General features: G+C 41.6%; 25 protein-coding genes, 1 tRNA gene and 1 other annotated feature (1 of these 27 only partly in view). Of the genes, 3 read left to right on the top strand and 23 right to left on the bottom strand.

Annotated elements, in window-relative coordinates; all coding sequences use genetic code 11:
• Positions 1-278: 278 nt before the first annotated feature.
• Positions 279-500, top strand: a complete 222-nt coding sequence (locus DXA18_RS12055) for a helix-turn-helix domain-containing protein (protein WP_118384104.1) — start codon at positions 279-281, stop codon at positions 498-500.
• A gap of 227 nt (positions 501-727) precedes the next feature.
• Here DXA18_RS12055 and DXA18_RS12050 read toward each other — a convergent pair whose 3' ends face one another.
• The 6 genes from DXA18_RS12050 to cls form a co-directional block, all read right to left on the bottom strand.
• The gene (locus DXA18_RS12050) at positions 728-1,060 is read right to left on the bottom strand and encodes a nucleotidyltransferase domain-containing protein (protein WP_118384103.1); all 333 of its coding nucleotides are present in this window, start codon (positions 1,058-1,060) and stop codon (positions 728-730) included.
• Positions 1,061-1,443: 383 nt separating this feature from the next.
• Positions 1,444-2,364: a homoserine O-acetyltransferase MetA gene (gene metA / locus DXA18_RS12045; RefSeq protein WP_118384102.1), complete on the bottom strand. Its 921-nt coding sequence runs from the start codon at positions 2,362-2,364 to the stop codon at positions 1,444-1,446.
• A 2-nt stretch (positions 2,365-2,366) separates the two neighbouring features.
• Complete coding sequence (locus DXA18_RS12040; RefSeq protein WP_243007120.1) at positions 2,367-3,743, bottom strand: AI-2E family transporter; 1,377 nt, start codon at positions 3,741-3,743, stop codon at positions 2,367-2,369.
• 110 nt (positions 3,744-3,853) lie between these two features.
• Positions 3,854-4,165 (bottom strand): DUF1540 domain-containing protein, encoded by a 312-nt coding sequence (locus DXA18_RS12035; RefSeq protein WP_118384100.1) that lies wholly within the window; start codon positions 4,163-4,165, stop codon positions 3,854-3,856.
• A gap of 62 nt (positions 4,166-4,227) precedes the next feature.
• Positions 4,228-5,511: an adenylosuccinate synthase gene (locus DXA18_RS12030; RefSeq protein ID WP_118384099.1), complete on the bottom strand. Its 1,284-nt coding sequence runs from the start codon at positions 5,509-5,511 to the stop codon at positions 4,228-4,230.
• 106 nt (positions 5,512-5,617) lie between these two features.
• Positions 5,618-7,177, bottom strand: a complete 1,560-nt coding sequence (gene cls, locus DXA18_RS12025; protein WP_118384098.1) for a cardiolipin synthase — start codon at positions 7,175-7,177, stop codon at positions 5,618-5,620.
• A 220-nt stretch (positions 7,178-7,397) separates the two neighbouring features.
• Between cls and DXA18_RS12020 the strand changes: the two genes are divergently transcribed.
• Complete coding sequence (locus DXA18_RS12020; protein ID WP_199665577.1) at positions 7,398-7,685, top strand: hypothetical protein; 288 nt, start codon at positions 7,398-7,400, stop codon at positions 7,683-7,685.
• 114 nt (positions 7,686-7,799) lie between these two features.
• Here the strand turns inward: DXA18_RS12020 and DXA18_RS12015 are convergent, their stop codons facing one another.
• From DXA18_RS12015 to DXA18_RS11960, 12 genes are all read right to left on the bottom strand, one after another.
• Positions 7,800-8,609: a Cof-type HAD-IIB family hydrolase gene (locus DXA18_RS12015; RefSeq protein WP_158567132.1), complete on the bottom strand. Its 810-nt coding sequence runs from the start codon at positions 8,607-8,609 to the stop codon at positions 7,800-7,802.
• Between the two features lie 5 nt (positions 8,610-8,614).
• A complete protein-coding gene (locus DXA18_RS12010; RefSeq protein WP_118384096.1) occupies positions 8,615-8,896 on the bottom strand; it encodes a hypothetical protein in 282 nt (93 codons plus the stop codon).
• Positions 8,897-8,911: 15 nt separating this feature from the next.
• Complete coding sequence (locus DXA18_RS12005; RefSeq protein ID WP_199665576.1) at positions 8,912-9,745, bottom strand: PTS system mannose/fructose/sorbose family transporter subunit IID; 834 nt, start codon at positions 9,743-9,745, stop codon at positions 8,912-8,914.
• A gap of 2 nt (positions 9,746-9,747) precedes the next feature.
• A complete protein-coding gene (locus DXA18_RS12000) occupies positions 9,748-10,587 on the bottom strand; it encodes a PTS mannose/fructose/sorbose/N-acetylgalactosamine transporter subunit IIC (protein ID WP_118384094.1) in 840 nt (279 codons plus the stop codon).
• A 14-nt stretch (positions 10,588-10,601) separates the two neighbouring features.
• Complete coding sequence (locus tag DXA18_RS11995; RefSeq protein WP_118384093.1) at positions 10,602-11,096, bottom strand: PTS system mannose/fructose/N-acetylgalactosamine-transporter subunit IIB; 495 nt, start codon at positions 11,094-11,096, stop codon at positions 10,602-10,604.
• Between the two features lie 14 nt (positions 11,097-11,110).
• The gene (locus DXA18_RS11990; RefSeq protein ID WP_118384092.1) at positions 11,111-11,539 is read right to left on the bottom strand and encodes a PTS sugar transporter subunit IIA; all 429 of its coding nucleotides are present in this window, start codon (positions 11,537-11,539) and stop codon (positions 11,111-11,113) included.
• A gap of 129 nt (positions 11,540-11,668) precedes the next feature.
• The gene (locus tag DXA18_RS11985; RefSeq protein WP_118384091.1) at positions 11,669-13,012 is read right to left on the bottom strand and encodes an ABC transporter substrate-binding protein; all 1,344 of its coding nucleotides are present in this window, start codon (positions 13,010-13,012) and stop codon (positions 11,669-11,671) included.
• Positions 13,012-13,689: a response regulator transcription factor gene (locus DXA18_RS11980; RefSeq protein WP_118384090.1), complete on the bottom strand. Its 678-nt coding sequence runs from the start codon at positions 13,687-13,689 to the stop codon at positions 13,012-13,014. The genes DXA18_RS11985 and DXA18_RS11980 overlap by 1 nt, the downstream gene beginning before the upstream one ends.
• The gene (locus tag DXA18_RS16195; RefSeq protein WP_118384089.1) at positions 13,690-15,003 is read right to left on the bottom strand and encodes a sensor histidine kinase; all 1,314 of its coding nucleotides are present in this window, start codon (positions 15,001-15,003) and stop codon (positions 13,690-13,692) included.
• A gap of 15 nt (positions 15,004-15,018) precedes the next feature.
• The gene (locus tag DXA18_RS11970; RefSeq protein ID WP_158567131.1) at positions 15,019-15,993 is read right to left on the bottom strand and encodes a sugar ABC transporter substrate-binding protein; all 975 of its coding nucleotides are present in this window, start codon (positions 15,991-15,993) and stop codon (positions 15,019-15,021) included.
• 60 nt (positions 15,994-16,053) lie between these two features.
• Positions 16,054-17,451: a MocR-like pyridoxine biosynthesis transcription factor PdxR gene (gene pdxR / locus DXA18_RS11965; protein WP_118384087.1), complete on the bottom strand. Its 1,398-nt coding sequence runs from the start codon at positions 17,449-17,451 to the stop codon at positions 16,054-16,056.
• A gap of 12 nt (positions 17,452-17,463) precedes the next feature.
• The gene (locus DXA18_RS11960; RefSeq protein ID WP_118384086.1) at positions 17,464-19,134 is read right to left on the bottom strand and encodes a glutamine--tRNA ligase/YqeY domain fusion protein; all 1,671 of its coding nucleotides are present in this window, start codon (positions 19,132-19,134) and stop codon (positions 17,464-17,466) included.
• A 151-nt stretch (positions 19,135-19,285) separates the two neighbouring features.
• On the opposite strand from DXA18_RS11960, the gene DXA18_RS11955 reads away from it, so the two are divergent.
• A tRNA-Thr gene (locus DXA18_RS11955) sits at positions 19,286-19,358 on the top strand.
• A gap of 25 nt (positions 19,359-19,383) precedes the next feature.
• Here the strand turns inward: DXA18_RS11955 and DXA18_RS11950 are convergent.
• The 5 genes from DXA18_RS11950 to epsC are packed head-to-tail and all read right to left on the bottom strand — an operon-like array spanning position 19,384 to position 23,332.
• Positions 19,384-19,995: a sigma-70 family RNA polymerase sigma factor gene (locus DXA18_RS11950; protein WP_118384085.1), complete on the bottom strand. Its 612-nt coding sequence runs from the start codon at positions 19,993-19,995 to the stop codon at positions 19,384-19,386.
• Positions 19,996-20,039: 44 nt separating this feature from the next.
• Positions 20,040-20,795, bottom strand: coding sequence for a 23S rRNA (guanosine(2251)-2'-O)-methyltransferase RlmB (gene rlmB / locus DXA18_RS11945; protein WP_442873208.1), 756 nt, complete (start codon positions 20,793-20,795; stop codon positions 20,040-20,042).
• 5 nt (positions 20,796-20,800) lie between these two features.
• Positions 20,801-21,256, bottom strand: a complete 456-nt coding sequence (locus tag DXA18_RS11940) for a Mini-ribonuclease 3 (RefSeq protein ID WP_118384083.1) — start codon at positions 21,254-21,256, stop codon at positions 20,801-20,803.
• Positions 21,241-22,647 carry a cysteine--tRNA ligase gene (gene cysS / locus DXA18_RS11935; RefSeq protein WP_118384082.1) on the bottom strand — a complete coding sequence of 469 codons (1,407 nt, stop codon included), beginning with the start codon at positions 22,645-22,647 and terminating at the stop codon, positions 21,241-21,243. Before cysS ends, DXA18_RS11940 begins: the two co-directional genes overlap by 16 nt.
• Complete coding sequence (gene epsC / locus DXA18_RS11930) at positions 22,634-23,332, bottom strand: serine O-acetyltransferase EpsC (RefSeq protein WP_118384081.1); 699 nt, start codon at positions 23,330-23,332, stop codon at positions 22,634-22,636. The genes cysS and epsC overlap by 14 nt, the downstream gene beginning before the upstream one ends.
• Positions 23,333-23,531: 199 nt before the next feature.
• Positions 23,532-23,633 (bottom strand) — a binding site (T-box leader) (it continues 161 nt past the right edge of the window).

The raw sequence follows: 23,633 nt of genomic DNA, 5'->3' as shown, positions 1-23,633 counted from the left end.
TTACCTGATTAGGTGTTGTGTCTATATTTGATTTTCAAACCACCGAAAGATGGTTTATTTGCTATGCCCTTTATTTCTTAGTTGTCTTCTACTTATTTGTTTCAAACTTCTTAGCCTCCCTTATTTATTACCTCTCTGTAAGGGAGCTTGTTAAAACTTACCAATTCATACCTAAACGTGACAATTATATATATTCCATATATCTACATACACATATCATTTTCAATCCAGCACAAAACATGTTAATAAAATATACTTGACCTGAGGAGGAATTAACTATGTACAACACCTATCAACCATCCTTAACAATATCTACTGATGAAAATAATTCTATTCTTTTTACCGTACCTGAACTTGCTGATTATCTCGGAATAGGCAGAAACCGTGCATATGATCTGCTCCGAAATAATATAATAAAAGGATTCCGCATTGGAAATACATGGAAAGTCAGTAAAATAGCTGTAGATCAATACATATTACAAAATTCTGGTTTGTTATAATACACTGATCGTTAATCTTTGCCAAAAAAAGAAGAGGTACACACCATACCTCTTCTTCATTGTTTCATAATCGCTCTTTGACTTCATCCGTATTATTTTTACTCAAACTGGCTAACCTGTTCCAATGTATATTTTGCAGTATTATACTGCTCTTCTGCCTGTGCTTTGGATGCAATATAAAAATCATTGTAATTGGACTTTTCTCTCAATTGTTCCAAGTACTAATACTACATTAATACAATTCCTTCCTTCTGAATATTGTTATAAAACGGTAATGCACCTAGCCAATACTCAAACTGATCCTTATTTTTCACTACTACACTTATATCCACACCATATTCCATTTGATAATCAAATGCCAGATCAAAAATCAACGTTTCTGTTTTCTCTATCTCTTCATCAGTCAGGGTGGTCAAAATTATGATATCTACATCTGAATGCTCATTATAATCTCCTCGTGCGTATGAGCCATATAATATTACCTTGTCTAATTTACTGCCCATTATCATTTTCACTTGCTGTGAAAATCTCAAAATAATATCACGCATATTATCTCTCATGTCATACCACCTTCACTTCTCTGGATTTAACCTCAGTATAACACATTGCCATCTTCATTTCTAATTTTTTCCTGATACAAGATATATTTACCAAATCATCGGCAGTGCAAAAAGCACATTCCGAGATTGTTCGCGGTCGTCAAGGTCCTTAGCAAGCTAGGACTTTGACTCGTCGCGATACAAATAAGACGTATGAATTGCAAAATCCATACGCCTCATAATGCTTAATATTTTGTCTCCATTAATCTGCACCCTGTCTCCATTTTGTCTCCATTTCGGCTCTCACGATATGCAAATTTACATTAATTTACATCAAAATCGAGTGATTTTAACATAGCAGCCAGAATGCTTTAAAATAGCGGAATCCGTTGATTTTACTGGGCTTAGAACGGTGTTCCCTCCAGGTCATACGGGGTCGCCTGATAGACGTAATAATTGAGCCAGTTTGTATACAGGTTATTGGCTGCTGCTCTCCATGTCAATACCGGTTTATTATTCGGATCATCATCCGGATAATAATTCTTCGGCATATCAATTGGAAGTCCCTTGGAAAGGTCACGCTTATACTCTCCATCCAGCGTCACTCTGTCATATTCCGGATGACCCATCACAAAGATCTGTCGTCCTTCCTGTGCCATAGCAAGAAACAGTCCCACTTCGTCTGACTCTGCAAGGATTGTAATGCGGTCATCCGCACGTAACTTCTCTATCGGCACATCCGTATGACGGGAATGCGGTGCATAGAACACATCATCAAATCCTCTTACAAGCGGAATCCTGCGGTTCAGCACCTTATGCTTGAACACACCAAACAGCTTATGATCCACCTGTACTTTATCAATACCAAAATGATAATAAATACCCGCCTGAGCTCCCCAACACAGATGCAATGTCGAAGTTACGTTCGTCTTGGTCCAATCCATGATCTTCATCAGTTCATCCCAATAATCCACTTCTTCAAACGGCATCTGCTCTACCGGTGCCCCGGTAATGATAAATCCGTCAAAACGGCGATTCTTAATCTCATCAAAAGACTGATAGAACTTGTTAATATGGCTGGTTGATGTATTCTTAGATACATGGCTGGATACTCTCACAAATGTCACATCCACTTGCAGCGGTGTGTTGGATAAAGACCGCAGGATCTGAAGCTCGGTATCTTCTTTTAATGGCATCAGATTCAGAAGTCCTATCTGAATCGGACGGATGTCCTGGTGCGTCGCACGGTGCTCATCCATCACAAATATGTTTTCACTTTCCAATATCTCCTTAACCGGGAGATCATTCTGTACACGAATCGGCATAGTTATTCCCCTTTTTCTTTCATGCTTTTTTCTTTTTCACATTTTTCTTTATGTTTTTTCTCCATAGTCTCTCTGGATATCACATACTTACCAGTATCATCTACAAAACTGTATTCATCGTAGTAATCCGAACTTTCCGGAAGATTCTTCCTGTGCAGTCTTCCATCAATGATAAGTTCAATGATATAATAAATGACTGCAAATGTCGGCACACCAAGAAGCATTCCCAAAAATCCAAATAATCCACCCCCAAGCAGGATTGAAAAGATTACCCAGAATGAGCTGAGTCCTGTAGAATTACCAAGAATCTTCGGCCCGATAAAGTTACCGTCCAACTGCTGTAACAGCAGAATAAAAATCAAAAAATAGATGCCTTTAATCGGATTTGCTAACAGAATCAGCAATGTGCTCGGAATTGCACCGATATATGGTCCAAAGAACGGTATTACATTAGTCACTCCTACAATTACGCTGACCAACATTGTATATGGCATATTCAAAAATGACAGTCCAATAAAGCAAAGCACTCCGATAATCGCAGAATCAATAATCTTACCAATCAGGAATCCACCGAATATATCATTGGCCTTCTGTGTAATATGCAGTACCACATTGGCATGAGATGGGCTGAGCAGTGCATAAGTCATCTTTTTGCACTGTCTTCCGAAAGTCTCCTTACTGTATAATACATAGATTGATACAATCACACCAATCAATGCGTTGAATATCTCACTAACAAAATCAATCAGTCCATTCGTCAATCTTCCCATAACCTCGTTCACTCGTGTAAACAGATTATTGCTTAACCAGTCCTGAAATGTACTGGTCGCCTGCTTGATAAATGTCCGCATCATGACTCCGGTATTGGATTCATCTGCCTGAATATCTCCGATCTGATTAACCAAAAGATTGATCTGACGTGGCAGAGTAAACACCAGATCACGAATACTCTTGTATAATTCTGGGATCAGCATATTGATTAATCCGCTGATGAGCAATACCATAATAATCAACGCCAGCAATATTCCTACTGTACGAGACACCTTCTCTGCCCTCGCCTCATTCTTCATTTTCCTTTTCAATATCGGAATCAGTATCTTATCCGTCTGCTTCACGATCGGATTCAGCAAAAATGCAATTAATAATCCGTACAGAATCGGCTTCAGCACGTCCAATACTTTGCCGAATACACCAGATATATTGGTCAGCCTCAACAGTGCAAAGTAAAATGCAATACTCGCTGCAATCACTACAAAAAAAGTCATTCCTTTGCTGATCTCACGTCTCAGTCTGGATGGCCCGTTATTTCCAATCCTCGGTGTATTACTATAATAGCCCTTTGGAGTCTCTGACTCTTTTTCTTTTTTCTTATCTTCCATTTCTTTTGCTCCTGACATGTTATGCTATTTGCTTAGTATAACACAAAAACAGGGCTACAGCAAATCATTCACTGTAACCCTGTCTTCTTGTTTTCATTCCTTTTCAGGCATTAACAACAGAAAGTTGCGCATTCTGTCTCCCTACACTGACAGGCATCTCCGCCCTCCACACTGATCTTACCAGCATGGCACTTACACGACTGATTGTAACGGCACTCTGTTGCCTCACATCGAATAATACTGTTAGCCGAAGCCTGACCAGTTACATTGCTGTATGTGTCACCTGTGCGCTTCTCGAAGCTGTCACAGCAGGTCTCATCTGCCCGCTTCGCATGACTACCTCCTACCTGGATACGATCCAGATCGCAGTAATACTGCTTATTGTGCACACAAGTCTGTACTGTACATTTCAATTCTGGCATTACAGATTCCCTCCTTTTCATAGTTCAGAGTTATTATCTGTAATCGAGAAATATTTATACATTTATTTTGCCTGACGGTAAATAATATCCTCACGACCCGGTCCGTTAGAAACCATTGTAATCGGATATCCGATCTGTTCCTCAATGAATTCTACGTACTTACGGCAGTTCTCCGGAAGATCTTCATACTTCTTGATACCGCGAATATCAGATTTCCATCCCGGAAGTTTCTTGAATACTGGTTTTGCTTTTTCAAGCAGATGTGTAGTTGGGAAGTCTGTTGTCACTTCTCCGTTAATTTCATATCCTACACATACTGGAATCTCATCCAGATATCCCAGTACATCCAGTACTGTAAATGCTACATCTGTAGCTCCCTGCATTCTGCATCCGTACTTAGACGCTACACAGTCGAACCATCCCATACGTCTTGGACGTCCGGTTGTTGCACCGAACTCTCCACCGTCGCCGCCACGGCGTCTCAGTTCGTCAGCCTCATCACCAAAGATTTCGCTTACGAAAGCTCCTGCTCCGACTGCGCTTGAGTATGCCTTACATACAGTAACAATCTGCTTGATCTCGTATGGAGGAATACCTGCTCCGATTGCTCCGTATCCGGCCAATGTAGATGAAGATGTAACCATTGGATAAATACCATGATCCGGATCTTTCAGTGAGCCAAGCTGACCCTCCAGCAAGATCTCTTTACCTTCTTTGATCGCATTGTAAAGATATAGAGATGTATCGCATACATATGGCTCGATTAACTCTTTATATTCCTGTAATTCATTATACAGCTCATCAGGATCAATTGCCGGTTTGTGATACAGGTGCTCAAGCAATACGTTCTTCTGCTCTGCAACACGTACAACTTTTTCTTTCAGAAGCTCATCATCAAATAACTCGCTTACCTGAAAACCAATCTTTGCATATTTATCTGAGTAGAATGGTGCGATACCTGACTTGGTAGAACCAAATGATTTGCCGCCCAGACGTTCTTCTTCATATGCATCAAACTTCTTGTGATATGACATTACCATTTGTGCTCGGTCGGAAACCAGAATTCTCGGCTTCGGCACACCTCTGTCTACGATAGACTGGATCTCATTGCACAGCACCGGAACATCCAGTGCGACACCGTTACCGATAATGCTTGTAGTATGTCCGTAAAACACACCTGATGGTAATGTGTGAAGTGCAAATTTACCGTAATTATTAATTATTGTATGTCCCGCATTGGCACCTCCCTGAAAACGAACAATGATATCGGCTTTTTCGCCAAGCATATCTGTAATCTTACCTTTTCCTTCGTCTCCCCAGTTTGCGCCAACTACTGCTCTAACCATAACAATTCCTCCTGTGTTATTCATCTTGCTGATGACTATTGTGAAGCTATTCTTATAACAGCCATCTGATATTATACTATAAAATAATTTTTTTGTACATTGTTATTTACATCAAAGGTGCAATTAATCGTAAAATCTGCCCCATCACCTTATATGTAACTGGTCTGTTCTCCACTTCTGTCAGGCTGATTTTCTGACACTTTTTAAGTGTTTCCTGAAAATCCTGCTCAATATCCGCAACGACCGGATGATCATAGATATATGCACCACACTCAAAATGCAGATACAGGCTGCGGTAATCCAGATTAATTGTTCCTACAGTTGCAGTATCATCATCAGATACAAACACCTTGGCATGTACAAATCCCGGCGTATATTCATAGATGCTTACCCCCGCCTGAATCAATTCTTTATAATAAGTATGTGCCAGTACAAAAGCATACCATTTATCCGGAATATGCGGCATAATAATGATCACCTCTATACCGCTTTTCGCTGCTCTGGTAAGCGTTGTAATCATCTCACTATCCAGGATCAGATACGGCGTCATGATATGCACATACTTCTTGGAATGATTCAGAATATGGAAATACACTTCTTCGCCTACATTTTCATTATCATACGGATGATCTCCATACGGAATCACATAACCATGCGGTGGATCCGGCACTACATGCTTCGGTGTCAGATAGTTCTGGCAGTCCGCAGGTTCCATCTGATTGACTGCCCACATTTCCAAAAACAACATAGTGAAACTCTGTACTGCATCGCCCTTCAACATGATCGCCGTATCCTTCCAGTGACCAAAACGTGTGATTTCATTGGCATACTCATCTGCCAGGTTGACTCCGCCGGTAAACGCAACCTTGCCGTCAATTACACATATCTTACGGTGATCTCTGCTATTCTGCACCGTAGACAGGAATGGGATGATCGGATTAGACACCCGGCACTGGATGCCCATTTTGCGAATTTTTTTGTAATAATAATATGGGAAATTTGAAATTGCACACATGCCATCATACATAAAGCGAACTTCTACCCCTTCATCTGCTTTACGCTTCAGAATATCCAGCACCGTATCCCACACATGTCCTTCTGCTACAATAAAATACTCCAAAAAAATATAATGCTCCGCCTTCTCAAGTTCCCGGTAAAGTGCCTGCATCTTATCTTCTCCTAATGGGAAATACGTGATCTCTGTATTCTTATATACCGGAAAATGCATCTGACTAGAAAGATACGCCGCAAGATTCGCCTTGCCGGGACCTTCTTCCTTCAGTTCCTGCAGTACCCTCCTGTCCTGCTGCATATAAGGGCGCTCTTCTAACTTCAGATTCCGCAGTCGTCCTCTTACCCATCTGGTTCCAACTTTGCTCTTCACATATACATAAAACAAAGATCCGATTGCCGGAAATGCCATGACACACAGCATCCAGGTCATCTTAAATGCAGGATTATCCTCTGAATTAATAATATAAATCAGCACGATAATACCTAGTATTCGAAAGAAACCATTGATCACTTGTGAATACTGCTGCAGTCTGCTCATGGACACCACAAAAAGACCAATCTGCAGTAAAATCATAACCAACACAAGTCCGGTACGACTGAATATAATTCGAAATAAACCGCTTTGGACTTTTCTCAGCTTCTTCTTCTCCATATTTCTAATATTCTCCTCACAAATGTATATCTATCCCTTAAATCTGATACTCAGTGTAGCACATTTCCATATGCTTCACAAGAAATCTTTCCCAGAGCAGGAAAGCTCTGGTATTTTAGTAAAATTTTATATCGCACGCCTTTCTTTTTCTGTCAAAAAGTATTACAATACATTTGTATATGACGTAAATGTCAGAAAAGACTAGAAAGGAGTCATACCCATGTCAAAATTTTTCAAACGTGCATTAGGTCTTGCTGCTGTTGGTGGTGCAGTTGCTGCCGGAGTAGCTTATTATCTTAAAAAGGAAGATAACTCTGATGATTTTCTGGATGAATTCGATGACGATTTTGCCACCGAAGATTCCGATTCTTCTGAACGTGAATATGTTCCGCTGAACACTGCTCCTAAGGCTGAAGCTGAAGAAGATAAAACGAAAGAAGATAAAACAGAGGAAGCTGTAACACCTTCCGAGGAAGAAAATGCCGAGGATACTGAAGAAAACGAGTAAGATACTTATTAAAAACGAATAATATAGTAATCTGAAAAGATGCTGCCCGGAACATATTCCGGACAGCATCTTTTTCGGGTTACTATATTTAGGAGAGTGTTTCTTAATATCTTTTTATTTTGCAAGGTAGTTCTCCAGCGCATATGCGATTCCGCCTTCATTATTTGTTTTTGTCACATAGTCCGCTTTTTCTTTCAGTTCCGGAATTGCATTTTCCATTGCAATACCGATACCCGCAACCTCGAGCAATGGAATATCCAGTTCATGATCTCCAAATGCCACCACTTCCTCGCGCTTAATACCTAATCGATCACATATCTCACAAACGGCTTCACCTTTGTTAATTCCTTTTGGCAAAAGCTCAATAAATGTATCTGCTGAACATGCATAATCAATTTCCGGCCAGTTATAATTTTCAATTTCCTGATACATGATACGAATTTCTTCCGGATCAGCCGCAAGCAATATCTTGTTCGGGCCTTTTCCTTCTTTTTTCCACTGTTCCACAAGATCTTTTATATCAACAACAATTGGCTGCTGTTTAATATCAACAATCTCTTTTTCAATGAACTTGTCAATTCCAGTTACGTACCAGGTTTCTTCACAAAAAATCCATAATTGCAAGCCATGTGCTTTTGCAATTGTATTATAGACCTTTTCAAGAGTCTCTGCCGGCAGATATTTATTACTAATACGCTGATCACCAAGCAGAATATAGCTACCTGCATGACATACTTTCACGCATGAAATTCCTAATTCCTGCTCAATGAGTTCTACTCCTGCAGGCATCCGCCCGGAAACCAATGCAATCTTCACACCTTTATCCGCTTCTTTTTTCAATGCTTCTTTTACCTGAGGAAGTAATACTTTATTCTGATCCAGCAAAGTTCCGTCAATGTCTGTACAAATCAAACTATATTTCATGAATTTCATTCACCTTTCAGTACAACAAGCATTTTCTCTACGTTTCTTCTTCCATTTTTTAATCCAAGATTAATGATCAGACCGCAGAACAGTCCCACAGCCATGATAATAATACCAAGAATGCAGAAAAGCGATTGATTAACAGCACCTGCAATTCCTGCATATAGCAGTGCCATTCCTATTGTAGAAACAGCGATTGCACAGTTCTTCCAGAGTGCGATTTTACGAAGAGCCTGTGTCTGCATTTCCACTTCCTGCGATAAGTACTTTCTTTCATCTGCATTCATGATATTACCTCCTAATTAATATGCAAGATTTGGATCAAAGAATCCAACTAATACACCAACAAATGCGATTACTACAAGCAACAGCATTACCTTGATTGGTGAAAGTCTCTTCTTAGACATCAAAAACCAACACAAAATAATAAATGCAGCTGTAAGTAAACCAGGAAATACTGCATCCAGTTTATCCTGCAATACAAGATATGGCTCACCGGCATCATTTAACAGCTGCAGAGAAGTAGTTACACTTACCCACGTTGCAGATACCGCACCAATAACGATACCACCCAGAGTACCAATTGCATCTCTTAATGCTTCACCCTGTTTTCCGATCAGAAATTCTACTGCTTTTCCACCAAGCTCATATCCTTTGAAATACATGAATCTCATTCCAAAGTATGCAAATAAGTTCCAGACAATAATATAGAAAATTGCTCCAAGCGGTGATCCACCTGTTGACATTCCCATGGCAATACCAAGCAGGATCGGAATAACTGTTCCTACTACCAGAGAGTCACCAATACCTGCGATAGGTCCCATAAGCCCGGCACGAAGACCATTGATTGTCTCTTCATCTACATCTTCTGCACCATTTGCACGTGATTCTTCCAGACCTGCAGTGATACCTACAACTACAGAACCAAGCTGTGGTTCGGTGTTAAAGAATGCTGTATATGTATTCATAGCAGTTGCTTTATCATCTTCATTATCATACAGTTCTTCTACCAGTGGAAGCATAGAACAAAGGTAACCAAATGTCTGCATATGCTCCTGAGAGAAACAGGTCAGGTGTCCATAATACCAATTATGGAAAGATTTTAATAAGGCTTTTTTCGATAATTTCTTTTCCATGATTAGATATCCTCCTCTTCATCGTCAAAACCATCTGCTACAGCTGGTTTGTTAATTGTTGCCATTTTCAATCTGTATGTAAGAATAGCAAACATAGAAGCAACAACTGTTGCTGATACCAGATTAATTCCCATAGATGCTGCTAAAACGAATCCAAACAGGAATGGGACAAAATCTGTTATATTCTTTACAATCTGCTTCAGCAGGATAGCAATTCCGACACAAGGAAGTAATGCCCCTACAGTAAACAGTGTCTTCATAGCAATTCCATCCATTGGAAGAGCTGTCTTGATCAATTCAACTACGTTCGCTCCCATTTTACACATAATCATAGTCGGGATGAATGAACAAACAAGATGTGAAATCCAAGGAAGTCCCATATCGATAAGGTATAATTTCTTATACTCTCTCTTCTCTACTGCTTTCCATCCCATATGCTGCCACAGCAAGTTGATGGTAGCTGTTCCATAGAAAAGTACTGTTCCCAGAGTACCAACCATGGTTCCGAAAGATGTTGCCAGTGCAGCACCTTCTGTAGAAGCTGCATCTAATCCATAACTGTTTAATGCAACCATTGCAAGCGGAATACCAATGTAGCTGACTGCACGCACGTCAGCAGATACTGTTCCACCCGGTGTAACCAGAGAGATATATACAACCTGCATTGCGCAGCCAACCATAATACCTGTCGGAATATCTCCCAGGATAATTCCACATACCAGACCACCGATCAACGGACGACCTAATGTATAGTTACCAATTGATGATCCACCCATACCAGGCATGCTTGACAAACATGCAAACAATCCCAGCAGGATAGCTTGAATCCAACTAATCTGCATCTCATTTCCTCCTCTTATTTAAATCCGAACTGACCTCTGAATTTTGTCCAGTTTCCGATTGCCTCTTCCTTGATCAATGCAAATTCCACATTGTATCCGGCATTCATAATATTTTCCAGTGCCTGCGCCTCTTCCTGTGTAATAGACTGATTGTTTCCAAGTTTTGTGGTTCCCGGTCTGTCATTGCAAGGTCCGATAATCACTGTGTCAACTCCTGGTTTGAATCCCTGTTTTACAAGAATTGTTTCCATATCAATCGGATTTTTAGTAATCAGGAAATAGTTGTCTTTGCTCTGTAATACCTTTTCACATTTTGCTTTAAATTCTTCTAACGTCCATACAAATGTCTTTTTGCCACTTGCACTCTTATATGCAGACTTCAGAATCGGATTCTTGGCTGCTGCATCATTAACTGCAATTAATCCATCACATGGATATTCCAAAGCCCATCTTGTACAAGTCTGACCATGGATCATACGATCATCAACACGAATAAATGAAACTGACATTTTCTTCTTCCTCCTTAAATATCATCGTCATCTTCTACAACGTCTACTTTAAATTCTGCAATTCCGTCTTTTGCCTCTGGCATCATCATGTCCGGCATATCCTTCAAATCAACCGCATCTTTCATAAGTGCAGCATTCAATGCCAATGGCAGATTCATCCCACCAATGATTACTGTATTTGGCAGCAATCCTGCTTCTGCAATTACATTAGAAGCAATGGTAAGCGGAGAACCACCAATCAGATCTCCCAGCAAAAGAATTTCATCTTCCGGAGTAATGCAGGATATACATTTGCGGACATTTTCAGTATAAACATCAGCCCCCATTCCATTCTCAAGACTGGTAGAAAGAATGTCTTTTCTGTTCTCTCCAACAATCATTGATAATGCATTGTGCAGTCCCGGCGCCATCATTCCATGGCTAACCAATACTATGTACTTCATCCTTAACACCTCATTTCTTTCTTCCTTTTGTTTCTGGTATAACTATATAAAAAAAATGACACTTGTTCATCTCACAAGTGTCATGCTTTTCCTGTTACATTTGTCATCTATTCCCGAAAACAATTGTAATTACCAGCCACTGTTCTTTAGTTTTCTGTTGATTGATCGATTCCAGATAATAAGTTCCGTACCAATATTGGATTGTCCTTCTATTATTTCATTAATTGCACGATCAATTTCCGCCACAGCGTAATCATAATTTCGAAATCTAGGTGCTACTGCTGCATTTTCTATCGCATCGCTCAATATCTGCTGATCCAGTATACCAGATCCATCAATGTGCTGTCCGAGTTCCTGTGGTGCCTCGTCAGAATCTGTAACTGACTTTAATACAGATGCCCCTTCCGAGTATTTAAATATTTCAGACTGTATCTCTTTATCATATGTCAGTATTTTCATAAATTCCCAGGCATACTTCGCATTTTTTGTATTTCTGTTCATAGCGACCATAAGTGTATCTAACGAAGAGATATTATCCCCATTCGGTCCCGACGGCATAGGAATACATTCCCATTCGAATCCAGAATACTTTTTCACGCTCAAAGGATAAGACTTATATGCCCGATACTCCGAAAATGACATTGGCTGGAATGCCACATTACCTTTATCAAAATCTCGACTTCCAACATTGACTCCGCCACTGCACTCTTCCAGTCTGTCCATAAATGTAACTGCTTTTTTGGTATTCTCCCCGGCAAGATAACATTGTGTTCCATCCTGATTGAACAGTTCTACACCGTTGGAAGTAAAAGCATCTCTCCACGAATATCCAACTTCTCCAAACTGGTCAATTTCTCCATCTCCATCCGTGTCTTTCGTAACCTTACTACAAATCTCATAAAAATCATTCCAGGTCCAATCTTTTTCCGGCATAGCTATATCTTCCCGATCCAGTATCGACTTATTGACAAACATCAACTTCGGTGCACATTCATATGGAAGTGCAAATTGCACACCTTCCAACTGGCCATAGGCATAAGCAGAATCATAAAACTGTCCGTCATCAAATGTTGAATCACCAGCCGTAAAATCCGACAGATCTTTCAATGCACCAAGTTCTGCCAATCCGTTAAAATCATCTGGCAGTACAAAAAACACATCTGGTGTATCACCTGACAGCATTTTCTCTGCCAGCCACTCCGAATAGTCTTCTTTCATAATGCCACTCTCAAATCTAACCTTCACATTAGGATACTGTTCTTCAAACCTCTGAATTGCATTGTTCAGAATATAGTAGGAATATCCATTCTGTACTTCCCAATAGCTGTCTGAAAAAGCACCAACTGTAATCACATGCTTCGTACCCCAGGCAGTTCTTTTGTACATATCTGACTGAATCACTGTAGTGAATATGAGTATAATGGCACACAGCACTCCAATGATCACATTTTTTCTGCGACTGAATTTATCCATTATACCTCATCCCCATATTCCATATTTGCCACACCTGTCTGAACCGCCCAGATAGCAACTTGTGTGCGATCCCTCAGCGACAACTTGCTCAGTATCACACTGATACTGTTTCTTACCGTTCCTTCTGACAAACTGAGTTTTGCAGCAATTTCTTTATTAGACATTCCTCTTCCTATCAGTGCAACCATCTGCATTTCCATTGGTTTCAAACTTTCCGTCTGCTGCTTGTCCACCTGGATAGTCAGATTCGTCTGAGCCATTCTGGAAAACAGTTTCACTACCTTTGATGCAATATCTCCGTTAATCATTGCAGTCCCGTTATATACTTTGCGGATTGCTTCCGCTAATTCCCGCGTAGACGCTCCTTTTAACAGATATCCACTGGCTCCATACTTCAATGCATTAAACACATATTCATCATCATCAAACGTAGTCAGGATTACAATTTTAATCTCCGGATATTGTTCTTTGAGCACTTTCGTACATACTACTCCGTCCATTTCCGGCATTCTGATATCCATCAATATGACATCTGGTTTCTGCTTTTTCACAAAGCGTATTACTTCGCGCCCATTTCCTGCTGTACCAATCACCTCAAAATCATGCTCTAATCCAAGAACAATCTGCAGACTCTGCCGGATTAATTCCTGGTCATCCGCTATTAAAATCCTGATCATTTACACTTCCTCCATTCCCCGGCGAATCGGAATACAGGCTTCAACCTCAAATCCTTCTTTCCCATTGTATCTCAGGCTTCCACCCAGCATCTCAAGTCGTTCTTTCATATGATGCAGTCCAAATCCTTCCTTAATATCTTTACAGCCTATTCCGTTATCTTTGACGCTGATTTGCAACGTATCGCCTGTGCATCCGATCAACACCCGGATATAATTAGCATGACCATGCCGAATCGCATTTGTAATGCTTTCCTGGACAATCCTGTAAATCATATCTTCTTCGTCTTCTGTAAAACAATCCAACCGGGTATCACATTGATATTCAATTTCAGCATTAGTCGCTGTACACATATCGTTAATCGTTCTGCTTAATGCATTCTCCAAATCAAACTTCTCCAATGCATCCGGTCTTAATGCACGTACAGAACGACGTACATCTGTCATTCCCTGTCTTGCTACTTCTCCAATCGCACCCAACTGCTTTTTTGCGACTTCCGGCGCCACATCCATAAGTGCCATACATGCATCAATACCCGTAATAATTCCCGTCAGAGCATGGCCAATCGTATCATGGATCTCACGAGCCAAGCGATTCCTTTCCTTAGTTTCAGCCATTTTCACAGATTCTCTGGCATATTCTTCCAGTTGGACATTAGCATCCAGCAAATCACTGTACAGTGCATCTAGGCGTTCATTTAAAACCATAATACGCTCTTTTTCATTCATCTGCACCCGCATCAGCATGATCATATAAATAATAAATACCAATACATTCAACGAAGATGCAACATTTCTGATTCCAAGCCAAACAGCTGTAACATCCTTCTGATAATATGCAAGATACGCATCCAACGGTATGATATCCCGACAAATTGTGATCAGATCATAATCAATCAACAGATAAAACAGACCTATGATAACCGCAAATGGAATCTGTCCTTTTGTCCTCGGAATATACCTTATCGTATCAGCAAGAATAAGCAGAATCATACCTGTATAGCTAAATCCGAGAAAAGAACTGATCCATACAGCGATTCCCAGTTCCAGACAAACTTTTAGGACAAGACCTCTTCCCTGAATATTTTCCATATTCATTAACAATACACAACAACCGAATAAACATATCGTAAGAACCGGAATCTTCCACGGTGCTTCCGGCAGTGTATTCACCTGAGCCAGAAAATTCATTGCCGTATTCTCCTGAATATACCCCTGTAATCCACAGAATATCATTACTGATGTATACAGAATAATCAAAAAATTCAAATTCTTCATAACCCTGAGTATATGATTCAATATACGATTTTCATTCATATTCTATCTCCCTAGCTATTGCCATCTGTCTATTTCAAATTCTTCGACATTGTCCTGCGTAACCAGTTCTACTGGAATCAGTATCTTTTTTTCCACCTTCTTATGCTCTAGCAAACGATAAATAACTTCTGCCGCTTCGTTTCCGATTTCCGATGGGTACTGTGCTGCAGATGCCTTCATCATCCCTTCATATATCAGAGATTTTGAGTCTGGCGAGGCATCTATCCCATACACACCAACCTGATCCAGCAACTGCTTCTCATCCAGAGCTGCCACCACACCAATACTGGACAGATCGTTCAGGCAAAATACATTATCAAAATCTACACCCTCATCTATAACCTGCTGCAATTTCGGCATTGCAATTTCCAACTGTCCTTCGCAGTCAATCTCCTTCACAATGGTAATCCCTTCATGCCCACTCACCGTATCAATAAATCCACGCACTCTGTCCTGTCCGGATTTGGCAACTTTATGTGTCATAACCACCACTTTAGCCTGATTACATTGTGTCAGAAAATATTCTCCAACAATAACACCTGCCGAATAATTGTCCGATGTTATCGTACAATCAACCAGCCGCTCATCCTCTACGTCCGAATCAACCACCACTATATAAACATTCTGCTCTTTTGCACGTTTCAGCACAGAGGTCAGACTCTGCCAATCTACAGGAGTCACCACCAATACATCAATTCCCTTATCCAGCATCTCTTCAATCTGTTCAATCTGCCGTTCCGCATTCAGCGCCGGATCCCTGAGTATCAACTGATCTCCTTCTGATTCCACCTTTGCATTGATTTCTTCACTGATAATCTTATAGAATTCATTATTCATTGTCATATAACTAACTCCAATAAGATGCGCATTCTTTTTCTGATTAACAGAATAATCCTTTGTCGTCCAGCTGATGGAGCTAATCATACCGATAAGAACAATATTCACCACAATATAAATGCAACTGAATATTTTCTTCTTATTATTTTTCATTCTCATTCCCTCAATATTAATTCTCGTACGACTATTATAACACACAAAAACAGATTCTTATTATGCACTCCATATTCTACACAATATTTTTACAGATTCACGTATTTCTTCTTCTGAAAGATTTGCATATCCAAGCAAAACCGTTGCCCCCTGTTGCATTTCCCCAATCACATAATCAGATAATCCATACACTTTAATTCCTTCTTCTGCAGCTCGTCTGATCAATTCCTTTTCTGTAATTCCAGAATGAAATGTCAACAACAAATGTACTCCTGCATTTTCCCCTAATATTTTGCAGACCTTTGACAAAGGCTGCAAACCCTTGAGCAGCACATCGTGTCTTCCCTTATACAGGGCACGCGTCTTATTCAGATGTCTCTCATAATATCCTTCTTCAATAAAATGCTGCACGATAAGCTGGTCTACTTTGGAAACCGTCGAACTGATAAATCCACATTTTTCATGATAAACTGTCGCCAACTCTTCCGGCAGCACCATATAGCTCATGCGGATCGCCGGGGCAATGGATTTGGAAAATGTACCAAGATAGATCACTTTACCGTTCGCATCGCTTCCTTGAAGTGCCGGGATCGGCTTGCCCTTATATCGGAACTCGCTGTCATAATCATCCTCGATGATATAGCGCTTCTCTGATTCATTCGCCCATCCGAGCAGTTCAATCCTACGCTTCATTGGCATCACGATACCGGTAGGATACTGATGGGATGGCGTCACATATGCAATATCCGCTACAGATTCCCGAAGCATATCCACCCGCATACCATAACGGTCCATCTCTATTGGCTCTACCGGATATGACTGGCTGGAAAACAGACGATACGCCTGCTTATATGCCGGATTCTCTACTGCAATCACATGATTTCTTCCGATTACAGAGCACAGCATCATCAGAAGATAATCATTTCCTGCTCCTACTATAATCTGATGGGGATCACATTTCACCCCACGCGCCTGATAAAGATAATCACAGATTACTTTTCGAAAACTTAATTCTCCCTGAGGATCACCCAGGCGAAATAACTCCACCTCGTCATCCAGCAGGATCTCCTTGGAGAGTTTCCTCCAGGCATTATGAGGAAAACTCTTCAAATCTACACCATTTGGCGTAAAATCATAACGACAGGTCTCTTCCTTCTCCCGTACTTCCGGTATCTGTCGCTTCTTCACTTCTCTGATCTGATACAGACCCTCAATCTGCGCTACATAGTAACCCCGATAAGGTTCTGATTCAATATATCCTTCCGATAAAAGCTGTTCATAAGCCAGATCTACTGTACTCCGACTCACCTCAAGATGCTTTGCCAGCGCTCTGGTAGACGGAAGCTTCTCGTGGTATGCGAATTTGCCGTTTACAATATTTTCTTTAATATATAAATATATCTGTTCGTACAAAGGCGTCCCATTACGGGACGCCAATGTCATAGTCAGTTCATTCATCTGTTTATTCTCTTATTTCTTAGGCAGTCTGAAAGAACTCTTCAGAGATACAATACGGTTAAATACCAGTGCATCCGGTGTAGAATCCTTTGCATCAATACAGAAATATCCGTTTCTCACAAACTGGAAGCTGTCATATGCTTTTGCATCGCCGAAGTTCGGCTCTACAAAACAATTCTTTCTCACTTCCAGAGAATTCGGATTAATGTTCATAGATCCGTCTTCTTCATTATACACACCCTTCTCTTCATCGATCAGGTTCTCATACAGACGTACCTCTGCCTGTTTTGCATACGGTGCTGCCACCCAGTGGATCGTACCTTTGACCTTACGTCCTGTAAATCCGCTTCCGCTCTTAGTCTCCGGATCGTACGTACAGTGTACAACTGTCACATTGCCATTCTCATCTGTCTCATAGCTTACACACTTTACAAAGTATGCCTGCATCAGACGTACTTCATTACCTGGGAACAGACGGAAATATTTCTTCGGTGGCTCAATCATGAAGTCATCACGCTCGATATACAGTTCCTTGCAGAATGGAATCTTTCTCTTGCCAAGCTCTGGATTCTCCAGATTGTTCTCGGCTTCCAGCCACTCTACTTCTCCTTCCGGATAATTATCAATAACCAGCTTGATCGGATCAAGCACTGCCATCATACGAGAGCGCTTCATCTTCAGATCTTCACGGATACAGTACTCAAGCATTGCATAATCTACAGATCCCTGAGACTTGGATACACCACACAGATCTACGAACATCTTCAGTGACTCCGGTGTGAATCCTCTTCTTCTCAGTGCTGCAATAGATACCAGTCTTGGATCATCCCATCCGTCTACCACGCCATCCTGTACCAGCTTCTTGATATAACGCTTGCCGGTTACTACATTAGTCAGATATAACTTGGCAAACTCAATCTGACGCGGTGCCGGGTCAAACTCGCACTCTCTTACTACCCAGTCATACAGCGGTCTGTGATCTTCAAACTCCAGTGTACAGATCGAGTGTGTAATCTTCTCAATCGCATCCTCAATTGGGTGAGCAAAGTCATACATCGGATAAATGCACCACTTATCACCGGTGTTGTGATGATGCATATGTGCCACACGATAGATAACAGGGTCACGCATGTTGATATTCGGTGAAGCCATATCGATCTTCGCACGAAGTACCTTCTCTCCATCCTTATATGCGCCGTTCTTCATTTCTTCAAACAACTTCAGATTCTCTTCGATACTGCGGTCTCTGTACGGGCTGTTCTTACCAGGCTCTGTCAGTGTACCGCGGTACTCGCGGATCTCATCAGCACTAAGATCACAGACATAAGCCTTGCCCTTCTTGATCAGCTTCACCGCACATTCATACATCTGATCAAAATAATCAGACGCAAAATACAGATGATCCTTAAAGTCAGCACCCAGCCACTCTACATCTGTCTTAATAGACTCTACATACTCAGTATCTTCTTTTGTTGGATTCGTATCATCAAATCGAAGATGGAATGTTCCATGATACTTCTTAGCCAGCCCTGAATTAAGCAGGATAGACTTGGCATGTCCGATATGCAGATAACCATTCGGCTCCGGCGGGAATCTGGTGCAGACCTCTGTATATCTGCCTTCAGCCAGATCCTTATCTATCTCCTGTTCAATAAAATTCTTTGAAACTACTTCTTCTCCCATGGGTTTCCTCCTCATCGTCTTTCTCATCATGTGTTTTATCTTATCATAATTCCAGTTAACCCACAATACAATATTTTCAAATTTACCATTGACAAACTACGCTCTTATATTGTATATTAATCACGTTGCATATGAAATATATCTTATGCGTGCTGTTGTGGCTCAGTCGGTAGAGCGTCGCCTTGGTAAGGCGGAGGTCGGCGGTTCGATTCCGCTCAACAGCTTAGAGAAAAGAAGCCGGGAAGATTCTTACTTATTCAGAATCTTCCCGGCTTTGTTTTTGATTCTCTGTAATGCATTATCTATGGTTTTGGGGCTCTTCTTGAGAAGCCCTGCGATCGTCTTATAATCCGTTCCAAGAAGGTGCAGATACAGCACTCTGCTTTCCAGATCACTCAAACTCTCTTCCAGTTCCTCTCCGATGCGGTTCATGGATTCCTGCATGATCATCGCATGCTCCGGATTGCTCTCCACACCCGCTTCAATAGTATCCAGCACATACTCTCTGCCTCCCTGTTCCGCTTCTTCGTAAAAAGACACATAGGAATTAAGCGGTATATGCTTCTTCCGACCGGAAGCTTTTGCCGCGCTGTACATCTGTCTTCGGATGCACAGTCTGGCAAAACTTCCAAAGGACACTTCCTGCTCCGTATCATAATCACGCACCGCTTTAAACAGACCGATCATCCCTTCCTGGATCAGATCATCATTCTCTCCGCCAATCAGATACATTGCTTTCGCTTCTTTGCGCACTACATTTTTATACTTTTCCATGATATAATCCATAATCTTCTTATCACCATCTCGAAGATTGCGAATCAGCTGCTCATCTGTCAGCTGCTCATAGTTTGACGTGCCCATAACTGCTCCTGTTCTTATTAAAATTCAAGTCTCATTCTGAGTCTTTATCCCAATCTCTGTCTGACAATCTCATAAGCCAGTACACCTGCCGCCACCGATGCATTCAGGGAATCAATATCACCTTTCATCGGTATGCCTGCAACAAAATCGCAATTTTCTTTCATCAAACGGCTGACACCTTCGCCTTCATTGCCGATTACAAGACCGATCGGTCCTTTCAGATCCAGGTCGTACATCACCGTACCATCCATATCTGCACATACGAACCACAGTCCCTGCTTCTTCAGCTCTTCTACTGTCTTCTTCAGATTAGTCACACGGGCAACCGGCGTATAATTCAGTGCTCCTGCCGATGTTCTCGCTACTGTCGCAGTAAGTCCTACCGCTCTGCGCTTTGGAATGATCACGCCGTGTGCTCCCGCCAGATTAGCTGTACGAATGATTGCACCCAGATTATGGGGATCTTCAATATTATCCAACAGGAAAATGAACGGATCTTCGCCACGACTCTTTGCAAGTTCCAACATATCTTCTACCTGCGCATACTCATAAGCTGCCGCATGTGCAATCACACCCTGATGCTTTCCGGTCTCCGAAAGCTGATTCAGGCGTTCCTTTGTAACAAACTGCAGGATCACATCATGCTTCTTCGCCTCACGCACGATTGTACGGATCGGACCGTCCTGGCATCCATCCAGTACATACAGCTTATCCATCGGCTTGCCAGAACGCAGTGCTTCCAGCACTGCATTTCTTCCTTCTATTACGAGACTCTTACTCTCTTCATAATTCTCATTCATTTCTTTCATGACTGCTCCTCATTGTTATCCAGACTGTCCAGTCCCATTTTAATCAGTTCCAGCATTCTCTCATATCTGCGCTGCAGATAGAGATACCCCATAAGTGCCTCGAATCCGGTGGCGCGTCTGTAATCTGTCACAGACTGATTCTTTGCCGGACTGATCGTCTTGGAATTACGTCCGCGCTTATAGATCTGATGCTCCTCTTCCGTCAGTTCGTCCTGCAGCACACGCATCATTTTCGACTGACTGGATGCCTGTACGATCTGACTGGTCTCCTTGTGGAGCTTTTTCACCTGTTTATTGCCCCGGTTCAGTACCAGGTTCTTAATCACTAAATCAAATATGCAGTCCCCGATATATGCCAATGCAAGAGGTGAATAGGTCTCCGCCTCCACCTCCTGCATCTGAAACATCTCCTGCATACAAGTATCAAAATCCCACTTTATGCTTTTTTCCATTTTACTCCTTCTCTGGTATCCAGAAGTACAATTCCCTTTGCCGCCAGTTCATCACGGATCTCATCGGCTCTTGCAAAGTTCTTCTCTTTTCTTGCTGCCTGACGCTCTGCGATCAGTGCTTCAATCTCATCATCCAGTATTTCTTCCTTCTTGTCAACAATAAGTCCCAGTACATCAGTAAGTTTTACAAGCAGGTCATAAAGTGCCTTTGCATATTCCTTTGAACCTTCTGTCGTGGCTGTTGTATTAGCATATTTAACAAGATCAAAGATTGCTGCGATTGCATCTGCTGTGTTGAAATCATCTTCCATTGCAGTTTCAAATGCAGTTACGAATTCTTTTGTCTTAGCCAGATTATCTTTTTCAGCATCCGTCATGGATTCTTCTTTTGCCTGTTCCATCATGTAGCGAAGGTTATCTGCCGCGTTCTGAATACGCTCCAGACCGTTCTTAGATGCCTCCATCAGTTCCGCGCTGAAGTTCAGTGGACTTCTGTAATGTGCACTCAGCATAAAGAAGCGAAGTATCTGCAGATCATACTGCTCGCTGATCTCACGGACTGTACGGAAGTTGCCGAGAGATTTACTCATCTTGTGGTTATCAATGTTCAGAAATGCATTGTGCATCCAGTATTTGGCAAATTCTTTGCCGTTGCATGCCTCACTCTGTGCGATTTCATTCTCATGATGTGGAAATACCAGGTCTTCACCACCAGCGTGAATGTCAATCTGCTCGCCCAGATATTTTTTTGACATTACAGAGCATTCGATATGCCATCCCGGACGTCCATCACTCCACGGAGACTCCCATGACGGCTCGCCTTCTTTCTTTGGTTTCCAGAGTACGAAATCCAGCGGATCTTCCTTCTCGTCCTCACCGCTTACCAGCAGGGCACGATTACCGGAACGCAGATCATCCAGATTCTTATGAGATAATTTGCCATAATCTTTGAACTGTCTGGTACGGAAGTATACGGTTCCGTTCTTCTCATATGCATAGCCTTTCTCGATCAGAGTGCTGATCATATCGATCATTCCGTCAATTTCCTGTGTAGCCAGCGGATTAGTAGTAGCCGGCTCAATGTTCATGCCATCCATATCCTTCTTGCACTCTTCGATATAACGCTGAGAAATCTCCTCTGCCGGAACACCCTCTTCGATCGCTTTCTTGATGATCTTATCATCTACATCTGTAAAGTTGGATACATAGTTCACATCATATCCTTTGTATTCAAAGTATCTGCGCACGGTGTCGAACACGATCATTGGTCTTGCATTGCCAATATGAATAAAGTTGTATACGGTTGGTCCGCAGACATACATTCTTACCTTACCTTCTTCGACCGGTACAAATTCTTCTTTTCTTTTGCTCATGGTATTATACAGTCTCATTCTTCTTCTCCTTTTTTGCTTTATCTTTATTATTCTTTCTCAGTTCTTTTTCCAATTCACTGACTCGTTCTTTCAGCATAATGTTATCTCGCTGCAGCTGGCTGATATCGCTGGTAACCGGATCCGGAAGATGTACCTGATCCATATCCGCTCTCGGGATCTTCAGATTACCCATCTTCACGATACGTCCCGGAACACCAACCACAGTACAATTCGGCGGCACTTCATTCAGCACCACAGATCCTGCTCCGATCTTCGAATTCTCTCCTATGGTAAATGATCCAAGCACCTTTGCTCCGGCACTGACCATGACATTATCTTTCAGCGTAGGATGACGCTTGCCCTGTTCCTTGCCGGTACCGCCAAGAGTTACCCCCTGATACAATGTTACATTGTCGCCAAGTTCTGCTGTCTCTCCGATGATCACACCACTTCCGTGGTCAATAAATAACCCCTTGCCAATAGTTGCTCCCGGATGTATTTCAATGCCCGTCTTTCTGGCAGCTCTCTGGGAAATCCATCTTGCCAGAAAATAATGCTTACAGAGATACAGCTTATGTGCGATCCTGTAACTCAATATCACTTTGAAACTTGGATAAAGAAATACTTCCATATTGGATTTGATCGCGGGATCTCTCTCCCTGATCACATTTATCTCTTCCTGTATATAGGATAACGCTCCCATACAAACCTCTCCTTTTCATTCACACTAAAGCAGTCCGCATGTTATTATATCCGTTCAGAGCCACTTCCAAAATGCTGTTCTGAACGTAAATCATCGAAAGTGCCAAAAGGCACATTCCGAGATTGTACGCGGTCGTCAAGGTCCTTAGCAAGCTAGGACTTTGACTCGTCGCGATACAAATAAAAGCTTCGTCTCTTAAAAAAGAGACGAAGCTTAACTCCGCGGTTCCACTCTTATAGAGAACCTGACTTCTGACACTTTTCGTATCTGTCTGATTCTCCACTCCTGTACGCGTAACGTG

It is taken from the genome of Dorea sp. AM58-8, assembly GCF_003464045.1.
In the GTDB taxonomy this organism is placed as follows: domain Bacteria; phylum Bacillota; class Clostridia; order Lachnospirales; family Lachnospiraceae; genus Claveliimonas; species Claveliimonas ammoniilytica.
The sequence above is the reverse complement of the archived record's forward strand: the minus strand, read 5'-3'. Positions and strand labels throughout refer to the sequence as shown.